Origin of the sequence: Nostoc sp. DedQUE08, from assembly GCF_034530895.1 — a bacterium.
Lineage (GTDB): Bacteria > Cyanobacteriota > Cyanobacteriia > Cyanobacteriales > Nostocaceae > Nostoc.
The window spans coordinates 1-16,962 of sequence record NZ_JAVRCD010000011.1; the positions used below are offsets into that span (position 1 = coordinate 1).

At 39.4% G+C, this 16,962-nt stretch carries 9 protein-coding genes and 2 pseudogenes; 1 reads left to right on the forward strand and 10 read right to left on the reverse strand.

Features of this window, described 5'->3' with window-relative positions; all coding sequences use genetic code 11:
- Positions 1 to 832: 832 nt before the first annotated feature.
- Positions 833 to 1,048: pseudogene (locus RMY64_RS09725) on the reverse strand (HU family DNA-binding protein); the annotation flags it as partial.
- A gap of 473 nt (positions 1,049 to 1,521) precedes the next feature.
- On the opposite strand from RMY64_RS09725, the gene RMY64_RS09730 reads away from it, so the two are divergent.
- A complete protein-coding gene (locus RMY64_RS09730) occupies positions 1,522 to 7,374 on the forward strand; it encodes an AAA family ATPase (protein ID WP_322699895.1) in 5,853 nt (1,950 codons plus the stop codon).
- A 226-nt stretch (positions 7,375 to 7,600) separates the two neighbouring features.
- Here RMY64_RS09730 and RMY64_RS09735 read toward each other — a convergent pair whose 3' ends face one another.
- The 9 genes and pseudogenes from RMY64_RS09735 to RMY64_RS36780 all read right to left on the reverse strand — a co-directional run.
- Positions 7,601 to 7,825, reverse strand: a complete 225-nt coding sequence (locus RMY64_RS09735) for a hypothetical protein (protein ID WP_322672995.1) — start codon at positions 7,823 to 7,825, stop codon at positions 7,601 to 7,603.
- The gene (locus tag RMY64_RS09740; RefSeq protein ID WP_322699896.1) at positions 7,794 to 8,648 is read right to left on the reverse strand and encodes an SDR family oxidoreductase; all 855 of its coding nucleotides are present in this window, start codon (positions 8,646 to 8,648) and stop codon (positions 7,794 to 7,796) included. Before RMY64_RS09740 ends, RMY64_RS09735 begins: the two co-directional genes overlap by 32 nt.
- A gap of 322 nt (positions 8,649 to 8,970) precedes the next feature.
- Positions 8,971 to 9,186: a glutathione binding-like protein gene (locus tag RMY64_RS09745; RefSeq protein ID WP_322699960.1), complete on the reverse strand. Its 216-nt coding sequence runs from the start codon at positions 9,184 to 9,186 to the stop codon at positions 8,971 to 8,973.
- 99 nt (positions 9,187 to 9,285) lie between these two features.
- Positions 9,286 to 12,501, reverse strand: coding sequence for a type I restriction endonuclease subunit R (locus tag RMY64_RS09750; RefSeq protein WP_322699897.1), 3,216 nt, complete (start codon positions 12,499 to 12,501; stop codon positions 9,286 to 9,288).
- A 621-nt stretch (positions 12,502 to 13,122) separates the two neighbouring features.
- The gene (locus RMY64_RS09755; protein ID WP_322699898.1) at positions 13,123 to 14,394 is read right to left on the reverse strand and encodes a restriction endonuclease subunit S; all 1,272 of its coding nucleotides are present in this window, start codon (positions 14,392 to 14,394) and stop codon (positions 13,123 to 13,125) included.
- A gap of 134 nt (positions 14,395 to 14,528) precedes the next feature.
- Positions 14,529 to 14,942: a putative toxin-antitoxin system toxin component, PIN family gene (locus tag RMY64_RS09760; RefSeq protein ID WP_322699899.1), complete on the reverse strand. Its 414-nt coding sequence runs from the start codon at positions 14,940 to 14,942 to the stop codon at positions 14,529 to 14,531.
- A complete protein-coding gene (locus tag RMY64_RS09765) occupies positions 14,939 to 15,178 on the reverse strand; it encodes a hypothetical protein (RefSeq protein WP_322699900.1) in 240 nt (79 codons plus the stop codon). Before RMY64_RS09765 ends, RMY64_RS09760 begins: the two co-directional genes overlap by 4 nt.
- Before the next feature lie 25 nt (positions 15,179 to 15,203).
- On the reverse strand, positions 15,204 to 16,370 hold the full coding sequence (locus tag RMY64_RS09770) for an HsdM family class I SAM-dependent methyltransferase (protein WP_416212137.1): 1,167 nt from the start codon (positions 16,368 to 16,370) through the stop codon (positions 15,204 to 15,206).
- Positions 16,368 to 16,763 (reverse strand): annotated as a pseudogene (locus RMY64_RS36780) (type I restriction-modification system subunit M N-terminal domain-containing protein); the annotation flags it as partial. The pseudogene RMY64_RS36780 and the gene RMY64_RS09770, both read right to left, overlap by 3 nt.
- Positions 16,764 to 16,962: the final 199 nt, after the last annotated feature.

Consider the following 16,962-nt stretch of genomic DNA (forward strand, 5'->3'; position numbering starts at 1 on the left):
TATTGCTGTTTACGCTGCTTGATTGAATTAAAAATGGATAAAGTCGAGCTTAGAGAAAATCAATATAAACCCCATGCTTCATCTTGGCTGGCGCTATAAATCACTGGTTGTCTTGAAGAACTACAATCAAGCAATTCTTACTCTCTAAACAATTAGAAAGTATTGAAGATTAGCTGTCTTTCTCAAAAGAGGTTTTTCTAGATTTCAAATTTTTTAGCCCACGTTTAAATATCATTATGAATACAATACTAAGGACAGAAGTAATAACTAATAAAATCGCTATTGGGAGAAAGCAATTTCCTTGAGTTGTACTCCACGAACACGAGAAAAGTAGAATCTGTATACCAAAGATGCTTAATATAACGAGGCTAAATATGCCAATCGCGCCAACAGATATAAGAAGATATCCAGCAGTTTTATTTTTGTTCATAAATCCCTAGCATCTGATAAAAAATTATTTTCTAGTCAAAATTACACTTCTGGAGAGCTTGTTCCAAAGTCAACATGATTGAGGGTTAGATAATCCGACCATCCTTAAAAAATCAAGCGCTCATGTCTCATAGAAAAGAAACATTGGAAGTGCGTAGACAAGCATTTACGGTAGGCAACCCTAACTATAGTGGATAAACTATAAAACTCATATTTGATTTTTGAAAAAAACTCAGTACAGCTTTATTCCTTCTTCCCAGTCCCCAGTCCCCAGTCCCTAGTCCCTAGTCCCTACGATTAATTCAGAAATCAAATCAGATTGCTATAGTACTATGCCGAAACTTCCAGAGTGCGATAACTGTCTTTTCCATTCACATAACCCCCACCTCGTCTGTGTCGTTCACGTTTTGAGATTACGCCCTTCGCGTTCTGAGCGATACCTTCGGCACACTTCGTGAACGCGTCGCTCGAATGAACCAAACCCTATGAGCGTTACTTTTTCACCATTAGCTACAGCCTCGGTAACAGCTGACAAAAAAGCACTGATTACTTCATCAGCTTGCTTTTTTGTGATGTTGGTCTTTGCTGCTACAGCATCCACTAGTTCGCCTTTGTTCATAAATTACCCTGAAGTATTGCAGAAAATCTAGCATTACTACCCCTAGTTAGGAAAGGGGAAAATGAATAACAATCAAGCAGCATACGAAAATTAACAATGCACGGCTACTGCTGTAGCGAAGTTAATATCTTTGACTTCAACTTGGTATAAATTTCTGGCATTGCGAATTGGGAAAAGCAGCGAATTGTTATGAGGGACTATTTTGCGTCTTTGCTCTCGGTGTAAACGCCCACTGTCGTCGAGCGCATGAATTACTGATAGGGAGAATCGTACTCCTTTTTCACTTTCCACCTCGCTGAATAATTTAAGTTAATTCATTGCGGCTATGATTTGCTTCTGACCAAAAAGTATTGGTTTTCCCGAAAATAACCATCAATTCCTCTCGATAGCGTTATACAACATCAAGTTGATGGGAATACTAATGTCAGTAAGGAAAACAAAATCCTGTCATAAGGTATGTATAGATAACGACTATGAACTCTATCCCCATCATTCCAGGATATCAAATTAACTCTCAACTGTATGCTGGCTCTAGAACCAACGTGTATCGAGCTATCCGCCAATCAGACCAACTTCCAGTCGTTATTAAACTTTTGACCTTAGAGTATCCCAGTTTTAACGAATTACTACAATTTCGCCATCAGTACACAATCAGTAGAAATCTCAACATTGCTGGAATTATTCATCCCTTATCGCTAGAAACCTATGGCAATAGTTATATTTTGGTGATGGCAGATATTGGAGAAATTTCTTTAAGAGAATACATTAAAAACTCAAGTTTATCCTTAATAGAAGTTTTAAATATTGCTATTCAACTAGTCCGTATTATCTCCGAGTTACACGAAAGTCGCATTATTCATAAAGATATTAAACCAGCAAATATTCTGATTTCTCCTCATACAAGACAAATTCAACTCATTGACTTTAGTATTGCTTCATTATTACCTAAAGAAACCCAAGAAATTAAAAATCCAAATGTTTTAGAAGGAACTCTCGCCTATATTTCCCCAGAACAAACAGGCAGAATGAACCGTGGTATCGACTACCGCAGCGATTATTATTCTCTGGGTGTAACATTCTATGAAATATTAACTGGAAAGTTACCATTTAATTGTGATGACCCGATGGAATTGGTACATTGTCATCTAGCAAAAATGCCATCGCAGCTAGAAGGCAGAAGCAAAGAAATACCAAAGGTTTTATGGAATATTGTCATGAAGTTAATGGCAAAAAACGCCGAAGATAGATATCAAAGTGCCTTGGGATTAAAGCATGATTTAGAACTTTGTTTAGCCCAAATCCAAGATACAGGAAAAATTAGAGATTTTGAAATCGGTCAGTGGGATGTCTGCGATCGCTTCCTGATCCCGGAAAAGTTATATAGCAGAGAAGCAGAAGTAGCAAGCTTATTACAAGCATTTGAGCGTGTGGCTCACGGCACATCAGAAATCGTGCTAGTAGCGGGGTTTTCGGGGATTGGGAAAACTGCTGTCGTGAATGAAGTCCACAAACCAATTACCCGTCAGCAGGGTTATTTCATCAAAGGTAAGTTTGACCAATTCAATCGTAATATTCCCTTATCCGCCTTTGTGCAAGCTTTACGCGACTTAATGGCGCAATTGTTGTCAGAATCAGATGCACAATTGGTACACTGGCGCAATCAAATTCTTCAAGTTCTTGCAGAGAACGGGCAAGTTTTGATTGAAGTAATTCCAGAATTAGAACAGGTAATTGGTAAACAACCACTTGCACCAGAACTATCGGGAACGGCGGTACAAAATCGGTTTAATTTACTCTTTCAAAAGTTTATTGCTGTCTTCACCACAAGGGAACATCCATTAGTGATGTTTCTGGATGATCTACAGTGGGCAGATTTGGCATCTCTCCAGTTAATTAAACTGCTGACGGAGAATCAAAAATATCTACTTTTGTTAGGTGCTTATCGAGATAATGAAGTGTCAGCCGTACATCCATTTATGTTGAAGATGGAAGAACTCAAGAAAACTGGTAAGACTATTAATACTATTACTCTTGCCCCCCTTGACTTTAATGATACCAATCAGTTAGTGGCTGATACTTTACATTGTACGACACAGATATCGCGCCCTCTAACAGAATTAATCAATCGCAAAACTAAAGGCAATCCCTTTTTTACCACGCAGTTTCTCAAGGCTTTATACGAAGATAAACAAATCAAATTCGATCGCGAGCAAGGTTACTGGGAATGCGATTTTGCTCAAGTCAATGCGCTATGTGTGACTGATGATGTGGTGGAATTTATGGCTACTCAGTTACAAAAATTGCCAGGGCAAACGCAAAATATCCTGAAGTTAGCTGCTTGTATTGGTAACTCTTTTGATTTAACTACTTTGGCAATTGTTTCACAACAGTCGCCACAGAAAGTGGCAGATGCTTTGTGGAAGGCTTTACAGGAAGGATTGATTTTACCGCAAAGTCAAGTTTATAAGTTTTATCTCAGCCATGAGCAAGAAGCTAATACTAACAATATCGAAAAAATTGCTTATCGCTTTCTGCACGATCGCGTCCAACAAGCTGCTTATTATTTAATTCCCGAAGACCAAAAACAAGCTACTCATTTGGCGATCGGTCAATTATTGCACGCTAACACGCCTGCAACTCAACTAGACAATATCTTTGAAATTGTCAATCACTTGAATATAGGCATTGATTTGATAACTCAGCTTGACAAAAAACTAGAGTTGGCACAACTGAATTTGCTAGCGGGGTGCAAAGCCAAAGCAGCGATCGCCTATAATGCTGCTGTCAAATATTGTACCCAAGGTATTGACTTACTGCCCTTTGATACCTGGGCAGAACATTACAGATTAACCCTGAATCTGCATAATGAGCGTTTAGAAGCTGCCTGCCTCAATACAGACTTTGACAAGCTGGCAGGATGGGGTGACGTTGTATTGCAATCTGCTAGTTCTTTGCTTGATACTATCAAAGTCTATGAAACCCGAATGACGGCATTCCGGTCTCAAGGTCAATTTGCCAAAGTAATTGATACTGGGTTGCAAGTGTTGAAATTACTCGGTGTGGAATTTCCCGAACAGCCAATGATGGCAGATATTAGCGCAGCAGTCCAACAGACAAGGCAACTATGGATGGGGCGCGCACCCTTAAGTTTGCTGGATTTGCCTGCAATGAGCGATCCGCATCAACTTGCAGCCATGCAAATAATGACTACACTGGTTTCCTCTGCATACATTGCTAAACCGACACTATTACCACTACTCACATCCAAGCAAGTGGAGATGGCTATCCAGTTTGGCAATTCATCTATTGCCATTTTTTCCTATGCAGACTATGGAGTGACTCTTTGTGGTTTTATCGGAGATATTGATGCTGGGTATGAGTTTGGACAACTTTCATTAAAGTTATTAGAACAACACCAGATTAACGCTTTTAAAAGCAGAGCTTACTTTATTGTCAACAGCTTTATTCGCCACTGGAAAGAACCATTAAATCACAGTATCCCATGTTTACTAGAAGCTTATCAGAGCGGTTTAGAAACCGGAGATTGGGTATGCGTAGCGTTGAACTTAGTGTCATATAGTCAGTGTAGCTATTGGAGTGGTCGAGAATTAAATGATTTGGCACAGGAAATGGAAATTCATCAGCAAGTTATCAGCCAGGTCAAACAAGAAGCAACGATAAAATATTATGAATGCTACCAGCAAGCGATTCTCAATTTATTAGGACAAGCGGAAGTTCCCTATTGTTTACAGGGGAAAATCTTCAATGCCGCCCAAATCTTACCCAGCTTCCAAGCTGCCAGCAATCGCACGGGGTTATTCTATCTTCATCTCAATCAAGCTGTTCTCTGTTATTTGTTCGGAGAATACGAAGCAGCCTCACAACAAGCAGCCTTAGCAGAACAGTATAGTAATGCTGTAACTGGCTATTTCGTCGTAGTTGTCCGAGTTTTTTATGATGCTTTAATTCATCTAGCACGCTACACCGATGTAAATGCCCAAGAACAATCAGCCATTTTAAAGCGAATCAATACCCATCAAGAAAAACTACAAATTTGGGCTACTCATGCTCCATTCAATCATCAACATCGTTGGCAACTTGTAGCAGCAGAACGCTATCGAGTGCTTGGTCAATTTACTGAGGCGATGGAACATTACGATTTAGCTATTGCCCAAGCCAAAACACATGGTTATCTGCAAGATGAAGCACTCAGCAATGAACTGGCCGCTAAATTTTATCTAAGTTGGGGCAAACAGAAGGTGGCAGCAGGCTATATGCAGGAGGCGTACTACTGTTACGCTCGTTGGGGCGCAAAAGCCAAAACCGAGGATTTGGAAAACCGCTATCCCGATTTACTACGCGTTATTCTCCAGCAGAGAGTACAATCACTGCAAATGCTGGAAACGATATCGAGCAGCGTTAGTCGCCCGCTCTCGGTTCATAATTCCACTCATTTGGGTCGTTCTTCTAGCACTGACATTAGTAGCTTTGATTTTGCTGCTATCCTCAAAGCCTCTCAAGCCATTTCCGGCACGATTCAACTGGACGAACTACTGCACAGATTAACACAAATTATTCTGCAACATTCTGGGGGCGAACGTTGTGCTTTAATCCTACCTAATACTCAAGGAAAATGGTTGGTAAGAGCCATTGCTACACCCGAAAACACAGAACTTTGTGCCGAACCTTTAGAGGGCAACCCTAACTTACCAATTAAGTTGATCCAGTACGTCAAAAACACCGAAGAAATTGTGATGATTGACGAACTCAAAACCAATTTACCTGTAATTGATGAGTATTTAAGTCAACGACAACCAAAAAGTTTGTTGTGCTTGCCAATTCTCAATCAAGGACGCTTAATTGGAATTTTGTATTTAAAGAATCGTTCTACTAGTAGTGTGTTTACAAGCGATCGCATCCTCATTCTCAACTTTCTTTGTACCCAAGCGGCTATTTCTCTAGAAAACGCCCGTCTTTATCAAGATGCACAAATTTATACTCAAAAGTTAGAACAATCTCTAGAAAAATTACGGCTTAGTGAAGCCCGCTTTCAGAAACTAGCAGATAATATTCCTGGCATGATTTATCAGATCCGAATTAAAGCCGATGGTTCAGCTTCAGTACCCTACGTCAGTTCTGGGTGTCAACCTCTTTACGAAGTTCCAGCAGAAGATTTCCTGTCAGGGAAATGTAGCATGCGTGATTTTGAACATCCCGACGATGGAGCAGAGGCCTTTCAGGCAGTTGTTGAGTCAGCACAAAATCTTACCCCATTTCAGCATGAGTGGCGCATTGTTACACCCAATGGGAATATCAAGTGGGTAAAAGCTGCTTCTCAACCAGAACGCGGCGAGGATGGTGAAATGGTATGGGATGGAATTCTAATTGATATTAGCGATCGCAAACGTGCTGAAGCTGCCATTAAGCAAAAATCTCAAGAACTGGAAAATGCTCTGCAAAAACTGCAACAAGCCCAACTGCAAATGATCCAACATGAAAAAATGTCTGCACTAGGTAACTTAGTTGCTGGAGTAGCTCACGAAATGAACAATCCCCTCGGCTTCATTTCGACTAGCCTCCAACAAGCTAAACCTATCTTGGCTGATATCACTGAACACCTAAAATTATATCAAAAAGCTTTACCGAATCCGGAAGTAGAAATTCTCGAACATGCTGAAGAAATTGACTTAGACTATAACTTAGAAGACATACCAAACATGGTTGACGCAATGGTTATAGCTTCTGAGCGATTAAAAAATATCAGCACCAGCTTAAGAACTTTCTCCCGGGGCGATAAAGATTATAAAGTGCCATTTAACATCAATGAAGGCATTGATAGTACAATTTTAATTCTCAAACATCGCCTGAAAGCGAATGACCAACGTCCAGAAATTATAGTTGTAACTGAATACGAAAATTTACAGCCAATCGAGTGTTTTCCTGGACAATTAAATCAGGTATTTATGAATATTTTAGCTAATGCTATTGATGCTTTAGATGAGTCGAGTAGAGGGCGGAGCTTTGAACATTTTAAGCTAAATCCACATCAAATTATAGTTAGAGCTATCATTGAAAATCATACCTTAAAAATATCAATTGCTGATAATGGCACAGGAATAAACGAAGATGTAAAAGCACGCATATTTGACCATTTATTTACTACGAAAGAAGTGGGAAAAGGCACAGGACTAGGACTAGCGATCGCACAGCAAATTGTGGAAGAAATACATAGGGGTAGAATTGAAGTTAATTCTGTTTTAGGAAAAGGAACAGAATTTATAATTTATATTCCCATTACTGAGAAGCTATTTATAAAAGAAATTTAAAAGAGATCCTTCAGATAAGAAAAGCAGCGATAAGATACTGTTTGTGCAGTATACTTAGAGGTTGTTTAAAAAGTGGTTGTCTGTGATTTTAGGCACTAACTGATCCCCCCTAGCCCCCCTTAAAAAGGGGGGAACCGGAATCAAAGTCCCCCAATTTATCGGGGGATTTAGGGGGATCTAGAACGTTTTGTTACCGAGAAGAAAACTTTTCAAACATCCTCTTACACTAAAAGTGTTTAATTGCAGTAACGTTACTTGCCAAGAAGCAGTCAAGAGCGATCGCGCTTCGAGAGTTTAGATATCTCTTAAAAAGTAATGAAGAACGAGTGAAGTATTTGCGGCGGGTGATATACTCTTGCTGTGAAGCGGGATTTGATTGGTAAAAAGTGATGCCGATAAAGAGCGATCGCTCTATATTCTCACAACCAAAACTTTCGATAATCCTCAACATATTGCCGCATCGTCAGTGGCGGACGACCGAGTAATTGCTCTACATCTGGTATAATGCCACCTGCCAATCCTAAACGAGCGGTTGTATAAATTGCTGCCATTACCAAAATGAAGTCCAACGACAGCCCGCGATCGCGCATTTGCCAAATAAACTTCAGCAATGAGGGATGAGTATAGCGAATTGGTTTGCCCAAAACTTCTGTAAAAATTTCTGCTACTTCATAGTAAGTCAAGGCTTCCCTACCCGTGAGCGCATAAGCTTTTCCCAAATGCCCATCTTCAACCAAAGCACGTACCGCAACGGCAGCAAGATCGCGCACATCAATAAAACTGGTTTTACCATTACCAGATGGCAGAAGCAATTCACCACGAACTTTGATGTCTTCTCTGTGTATGGTATTAAGATTTTGCATAAAAAAGCTGGGGCGTAAAAAGGTAGCTTTAATACCTAATTGGTTGATATAGCGTTCAATTTGGGAGTGTGGCAGAAAACGGTTGTGTTCGGCTCCTAGTATTGAAACAAACACGATATGTTCAACGCCTGCAAGTTTTGCAGCATTTAGGACTGGGGCAAATTGCCTCTTCACATTGGCAAATGCAGGCGGACGTACTAAAAAAAGTTTGTTGACTCCTTCAAAAGCGCTTGCCCACGTGTCGGGGTTAATAAAATCGAACCAGACACAATGAATGTTGCTGCCTAATATTTGTTGAGCTTTGTCGGGATTTCTGAGTGCGGCACAGACATGACAATCGTGGGATAGTAGCAAGCGAATAACCTCACAGCCAATATTCCCAGTCGCACCCGTCACTAAAATTTTCAACATTCCTTGTTTGCCGATTTGGTTTAATTAAGAGGCGCATTTTATCAACCTATTTCTAACTTTAGAACATAAATTTAATATGCACGCCCTAGTAATCTTTACCTATTTTTAACAATTACGCTGCTCGTTTCACAAATTCGTCTCAATGCCACCTGATTGCATCAAGCCTTGGATAATACTGTTCTTGGACTGGTAATCATAATGCGATCGCCTAAAAACCCGTTCAATTTATTTCTTCGCAGTATGAGTACGCTTGGGAATGAGAACAGGTTGAATTATTTAATAATTTATCATCACCCTTGTTGACTTATCCCTGGTCTTGTATTTAAGGAACTTGCATTCCGCGTTGCACAGCCGGACGTTGCTGCACTATCTCCACCCAGCGTTTAAGATTTGGGTAATTGTCGAGTGTTAAACCAAGAAATTCATAAATCGCTACCCACGGATAAGTTGCAACATCTGCAATAGAATAGTTACCACAGATAAATTCATAGCCCTTTTTTAATGGTTGTTGTAGGGCTTGTTTCCAGAGCCTTTCAATATTTTTGAGCTAATTTTGGGTAAATATAGGCGATCGCTTACAAAGCAATTGTGTTGTATCAGAAAATACGGGATCTGATAAAAGTAACTTTTGCAGTATTCAACCAGCATCATAGATACTCCTTTGTCCAGAGTAGTTCTCATAAATGTGTTGATAAACTTCCTGACATTTCTGTTCATACAGTTCAGTAGAATAACTCTGAGGTAACTTATCCAAATTATCCTTAATTGCCACTTCCACCGATGCTCTGGTTTGCTGTTTCTTCTTCCAATCCAAAACTAACCTCTCGTGTTTGAGACTTTTCAGCAATTCTCTGGCAACTTGTTTAACTTCCTGTTCCTCTTGCTTAGTCAGTTGAATTTCTGGTTTAGTCAGTAAATCAAAAATTGCTAGTTCTTCTTCAGTGAGATTTTTGGCGATCGCTCTTTTATCTTCAACACCCAATTCCTGAGCAAAGTTAATCAAATCATTGAAGAATATCTGCACGTTGCATGAGTCAGCATTGTACTCTGCTATCATCTGCTGGAATTTCTCCAGGTAGTCGATGCGAGTTTTATTTAACCTCACCATTTGCTGGAGTTTTTGGGCGATCGCAGTTTTGAGTTTTTCTGTCTCTGTTCTCTGGTAGTCAGTACTTGTAAATTTATTTTTTAACGCTTCAAAGTCGATTTGGCTTAAGTCGATGCGTTGAGAGTGGGATTCCTGAATAACAAACTCTCCAGCAGTGATGGACAGATCCAACAGTTCCTCCACTTGTTCTATCACTTCGGAGACATCCACCTCTGGTACTTCCGCGAGAATTTGGTCTTTGATTGTCTGCAAGTGAGTATTAATAGTGGTAAATTCATTAGCAGTAGGATCTGGGAGAATCGCTTTGTAGAGTTTGTTAACGTTACCTGCTAGGGAGAGATAAGTTTTTTTAGCATCATCATTAATAATGATGCATTCCACTGCATCTGCCCAAAATTTGGTGCGTGCAAAACCTTGTGCTGACTCCAAGACAGCAAAATCAATGCCTTTTTGGGTACAGAATATTGTGGTTTGGGCGATCGCTTCTCTCAATTGTGCCACTAAAGCAGTTTTCGCTTTAACTGGAGTATCTCCTTCTTCAACACCACCACCAGATGCAGAACCATAAATAGTTAGTGCTTTCTGTAAATCGCGGAAGACACCAATGTAATCAACAATTAAACCATTGACTTTACCTGGGAAGACACGATTTGCTCTGGCGATGGTTTGCATCAGAGTATGGTTCTTCATCGGTTTGTCTAAGTAAATGGTGGAACAACTGGGAACATCAAATCCAGTCATCCACATAGCGCAGACAAATACGATCCGTAGGGGATGAGATGCATCTTTGAATTTTTCATCCAGTGCAGGAGATTCACTCACTAACCTCTGACGGTGAGGCGTAATGTCTAACGGTTCGGCTTCGCTCACCGTTAGCCCTGAGCGGAGCCGAAGGGCTAATTCTTTTTTCTGAAATGCTTCTACTTCATTTTGAGATTGAGATATGACTACTGCCATATCTGTTTCTGACATATATTTAATAGTGACTGATAATTTTTTGCGTTCAAATTCGCTCAAATTAGATTCAGCAAGTTGATTTTTTAATTGTTGCAGGTGTTGTTGCCAGTGGTGCTGAACTTTGTTGTACATTTTGACAGTAGTAAATCTGTCAATGCTGACAATCATTGCTTTACCCTGGTATCCTCTACCTAGTAAATGGCTGACAATATCTTGAGCGATTTTTTCTAATCGGTCATCTCTGGTAATTAATTGATATTCTCTGGCACATTGTCTGGCTAATTTATCCTCTTCTTCCTCATCCATTGTTGCAGATTCAATGATTTCTGCCATATCTTCATTGAGTGCATCATTGGTGAGTTGCAATTCGGGAATGCGGTTTTCGTAGTAGAGAGGAACTGTGGCGCTATCTTCTATTGATTGGCGGAAGTTATAAATGCTGATGTAATCACCAAAGGTTTTTTTGGTTTCTTGTTCTCCTAGCATTAAAGGTGTACCAGTGAAACCAATGAATGCTGCATTTGGTAAAGCATTCCTCATGTTGAGGGCGAATGTGTCATACTGACTGCGGTGTGCTTCATCGGCAATGACGATAATATCTGACCGATCTGAAAGTTGGGGATAGGTTCCGCCTTTTTCGGTGCGGAATTTTTGAATCATCGTGAAAATGTAGCGATGATCTTCTTGCAAAAGTTGTTTGAGGTGTTCTCCATTTTTGGCGCGGACATTTTTTTCTATTTCTGTCACAGCATCAGCATAGGCAAAGTTTTTATAGATTTGTTCGTCTAAATCTTCTCTGTCGGTAATAATCACAAATGTCCAGTTACCATAGAGTTTACGCAGCACTTTTTGGGAGAAGAAAACCATTGAGTAACTTTTACCGCTACCTTGGGTATGCCAAAATACGCCTAATTTTCCTTGATTGGTTTTGATTTTCTCAACTGCGGTAACTGCTTGGTTAACACCTAAATATTGATGATTTTTAGCAACGATTTTTACTAAAGCGCCTTTGGCAGCGTAGAAGAAGATAAAATTTTCAACTAGATCGAGTAATTTGGTAGGTTCACAAGTACCTCTAATAATTGTGTCTAGAGAAATTATCCCTTCTTCTCCTTCTGAGTTTATCTTCTTCCACTCAGCGAAATGTTCCCATTTGGCAGTTAAGCTAGCAATGCGACTTTTTATGCCATTGGAGAGGATGATAAATGCGTTGTACCAGAATAGTTGCGGAATAGTTTGCTTGTAATCTGTAAGATTATTTTTATAGGCAAGTTCTAAGCGTTGGTGATGTGCTTTGAGTTCGATGAATACTAGAGGTAAACCATTCACGAACCCAATTAAATCTGTTCTTCTGGTGTAAATCTCTCCTGTCACCCAGAATTGGGAAGCGAGAAAAAAGTTATTATTCTCTGGGTGATTCCAGTCAATGACTTTAACTGTTTCTGCTCGATCGTCACCCTCATCATTTTTGAAACTGACTTTTACCCCATCCTTGAGGAGTTGATAAATTTCTGCGTTCGCATTGGCTAAACTCAAGGTGCTTCTGTCACGAGTTAATTCTTCAATCGCCAGTTGGATAGCTTCTGTGGGTAAGTCAGGGTTTAAGTTTTGTAAAGCTGACTGGAGTTTGGAAATTAAAACTACCTCATCCCTTGTTTGTCTACCCAGTGTGCTGTTTGTACCAAAGGTTTCATGGTAACAGTTGGCTGTTTGCCATTGTAGTTGCGAGAATAGCTCTATGGTGGAGTTTTCTAGCGCTGCTTCTGAGTCTGGGTGAGGTGGATGCATAGGTATGGAGTATCGATTTACTCCATTTTTAACTCAAAAGTTCGGCGTTGGGATGGAGGGGGTGATTTTCTTATACACAGTCGCAAAGCTTCAACCCAATCTACACAGATAGATCGCAGTGCGACAAACTTTGAAGTACTCCAAAACGACTTTTAGGTACCTCAAAACGACTTTGAAGTACCTCAAAACGACTTTTAGGTACCCCAAAACGACTTTGAAGTACCTCAAAACGACTTTTAGGTACCTCAAAACGACTTTGAAGTACCTCAAAACGACTTTTAGGTACCCCAAAACGACTTTGAAGTACCTCAAAACGACTTTTAGGTACCCCAAAACGACTTTTAGGTATCTGTTGCTTATACTAAATTGCCTTTGGTTGCCATTTTTAACGCAATATTGAAAGCGATCGCTCAGACATCGAGATCAAAAGATTTGCGATCGCACTTGAATTACACTAGGTGCATCAGCTTGAGTCATTGCCAGCAGTGTACCAAAATCTAAGTCATGGGTGAAAACAATGTAGTCGTTTGTCAGTCCATGATTTCTGGGTTAAATGTGATTCGTTTTAGTGGTTTCATGTGTAGGTTATAAGTTTTATTTTTAATTATTCCACTTGTCTATTTATGCTGCTATGTCTTCTGTGGTGATTTCTAAATCTTCTACGTCGATTTCTCCTGAGATGAGTTTGGGGAGGAGTAAATCGCGCGTTTGGCCTAGATTTTGATTCTTTGCTTTTAAGTTATCAATTTGTGCGTAGGTATTGGCAAAGAAAGAAGCAATTTTGTGTTGAATACTAATTGGTGGCAAGGCAAGTAATATTTCTTCAATTCTAAAAAGAGCAAGTTTAGGTTGAGAAGTTCCAACAACTTTAGAAGCTATTTGTGTTTGACCTGCTTCAGTACGCAAATAACCTAATAATAAACGATAATCAATTTCCCTTATTTCGCAAATTTTAGCTGCATTCTCAGTGAGATTAGAATAAGATAAAGATTTTGGTATAATGCCAACTCTCCCAATTGTTCCAGCTATGCTTATGTATATATCTTCACTAGAAATTATGTACCGTTTAATAGACTGATGAGTTTCTTCATCAAGATATTTTATATCTGATGTATCTAATCCAGAATCACTCATATCTTTTACCCGGATATATGGATGAGCAGTCTTTCTACCTAAAAGTGTCTTACCTTTTGGTAATCTTTTACCTCCTTTAACTTTTGCAATTTTTCCAATATTTATAATTTCCCACCCTTCAGGGATTAACCCCAATTCAGAATCAACCATTTTGGTGTGTTCATGACCAGGGAAGCGGAATTTGACAAACCACTCATGATAGAGGGTTTGTGCCATTTCTTCTAATATTTTGATACGTCTTGTGTTGTTTTCTATTAGGTCATCATACGCTGAGAGTATGCCAGCGATTTTCTTCTGCGTGGGTAGAGAAGGAAGATTAATAATCATCTCTTTTGCAGCACTTACATTGAAGTGTTGTTGAGCTACTCCTACTAAATTTCCTGCTACTGTTCCTTGTCCCCATGTCGAATTAAATATACAAGTCAGATAATATGCATTAAGTTCATTTGAAGGTCTAATAATTACTAAGTCAGCACAATTAGAAACAGGAAGCGTTTTAGGTATAACACAGGCAGTTCCAGGATAACCTGTTCTTACAACTGCCACATCTCCTGGAAATAAAGCTGATTTCTTTAACTTTTTATGAAAGTTAGGGGTAATGTATTTAATTGAATCTAAATTAAGATTAAACGAGAGAATATTCTGAGAACGTAAAAAAGGTATTCCTTTATCAACATATTCATTAACCATTGATCCTACATGACCAACTGTTATTTCTCTGCAAACTTCTTTAAGTTTTACTGTTCTCCAGTTCTGCATATTATTTAAAATTGTATTTTGCCCCGCAAATAAAGTAGTTTTGTAGGGTGTGTTATGCCGAAGGCTAACACACCATCATAAATTTTCGGTGCGTTATAAACTAAAGTTTATAACGCGCTCTACAAGATTGAAGCTTATTCCCTTACATCACAAACTAACCTTTTAAATAAAAATAGAGAAATAATAGTTGTATTTAATAAAGTTTGTGCTTCGTTAAAATCAGTATCACCTGTAATTAAAAAATCTGCCTCTGCTGCAATAGCACAAGCTAAAAACTTTGCATCTTTCCTATCTCTAGGAAAATCAACCTCCACATCCACATCTATTAGTGTTGTCACAGAATCAATTAGATAAACCCATCTTTGGTGTTGTGCCTCAGTTAACTTTAAACGAGGACGCTTTAAAACCTCCTTATATTCTGCCAGTATCTCTGCCGATACAACCCACTCAAAATCCGAATTAGCAACCACAAATAAAATTACTGCCTCTGGATTTTTATCAGCTATAGCAGCAGAAACTACAATATTTGTATCAATAATAACCTTCATTCTCCCTGCCTATAAGCTTCAATTTCTGCTGCTATTTCTTCCTCTGTCAAGGGACGATCTGCGTGTGTCGCTTGTATTTCTTTGAATAACTTTTTTAATTCTGCTGCTAAAGTAGCCCTTTGATTATCCTCTGTCAAAATAATCACTTCAACTCTTTGTCCTGCTTGAAATGGTAAATCAGATAATACTACCCGCTTTGGATCTGTAATGGTGATGTAGGTTTTATAGGCGTTCATAATTTATCCTGTTCTCAATTTTTATCTAACTTTGTTCTAACAATTTCGCCACATTCTCAGCAATTCTCTCCTCTAACTCCCTCGCTTCCAGATTCAAAACTTCCAATTCCTCATTCAATTCTTCCAACTTCTCAGCAAAATCAAAATCATCCACTACTCGTTCCGCAACACCCACATAACGTCCAGGGTTTAAACTCCATCCCTGCGCGGCGATTTCTTCTAAAGTTGCTACCTTACAAAGTCCAGGTACATCAATATATTGCCCTTGAGGGAATTTCTCCGCCAGCAATGCTTGGCTACCATTGGTTGTCTCTACTGCTTCACTTCTGTACAACCTGACAATATTCGCCAAAAATTCAATCTGTTCGGCGCTAAACTCCCGATGGGCGCGGTCAATTTGACGGTAAATGTGCCTAGCATCTAGAAATAATACCTTATCTCTGCGGATAGTATCTGCTTTCCCCTTATCCAAAAACCACAGGGTACAGGGTAAAGTAACAGTGTAGAAAAAATTAGAACCAACAGCAATCATCACATCCACTGCATGGGATTGGATAAGTTTCTGCCGAATTTCTAACTCTGTACCTCGCGCATCACTGGCAGAATTCGCCATCACAAATCCTGCTCTACCTGTTTCATTTAATGCACTCCAGAAAAAATGAATCCACAGGTAATTAGCATTATCTGCCTTGGGCATTCCAAACTTGTTAACACGCGGATCTCCTTTGATTTTTTCTTTGTCCACCTTGTCAACATTAAAAGGTGGATTTGCCATCATAAAGTCAAACTTGTTTACTGACTTGTGAATGTCTTCATAATAAGTATTGCTCTGGCGAATATCTCCTGCAAGTCCATGTACTGCCAAGTTCATCCTGCATAAGCGGACAGTTTCACCTACTTTTTCTTGCCCATAAATACTAATTTCTGTACTTGGGTTCTTCTTGTGTCTTTCTACAAAAGATGCACTTTGAACAAACATACCACCACTTCCACAAGCAGGGTCATAAATTCGTCCATGATAAGGTTCAATCACTTCGACAATTAATTTCACTACAGAAGTAGGAGTAAAGAATTCTCCTCCTTTTTGTCCCTCACTCATGGCAAATTTACCCAGGAAATATTCATAAATCTTCCCGAAAGCATCACCTGATAAATCTGTTCCTAATTCGACTTTGTTAAAATTCTTCAGCAAGTCAAATAACAGATCGTTTTCGAGGCGATTGTAAGTTTTGGGGAGAATATCCTTTAATTCTTCATTCTCAGCTTCAATGGCACGCATGGCATCATTGATTGCCTTGCCAATATCTGCTCCTCCTGGTAAGTTCAACAGTGTAGAGAATCTGGCAGCATCAGGCAGATACATGACACCCTTTGCTTAGTAGTCTGCTTTGGTAATTCCACGTCTTCTACTACCTATATTTTTCAGTTCCTCCTCAGCATGGGTAAATTTCCAGTCAGCGTAGCGCAAGAAAATTAACCCCAGTACCGGGATGGAATACTCACTGGACTTTAGCCTAGAGTTAGCGCGTAACTCATCTGCTGCTTCCCATAGGCGTTTTTCTAAATCAGTAGTGTTAGCAGGCATAGACAGACATCAGATTACCAAATCTATCGATTATAGGCTAGTTTGTGTTTGTGACAAGGTGAACTACAAATTTGAGCAGAAAAGGATAGAGAAATACTATATGAGTTGCGATCGCTTATTCCCGGTACGATCGCTCTATAACACAAGTCGAATTACCCCCCTTAATCCCCCCTTGTGAAGGGGGGAAACAAGAGAATCT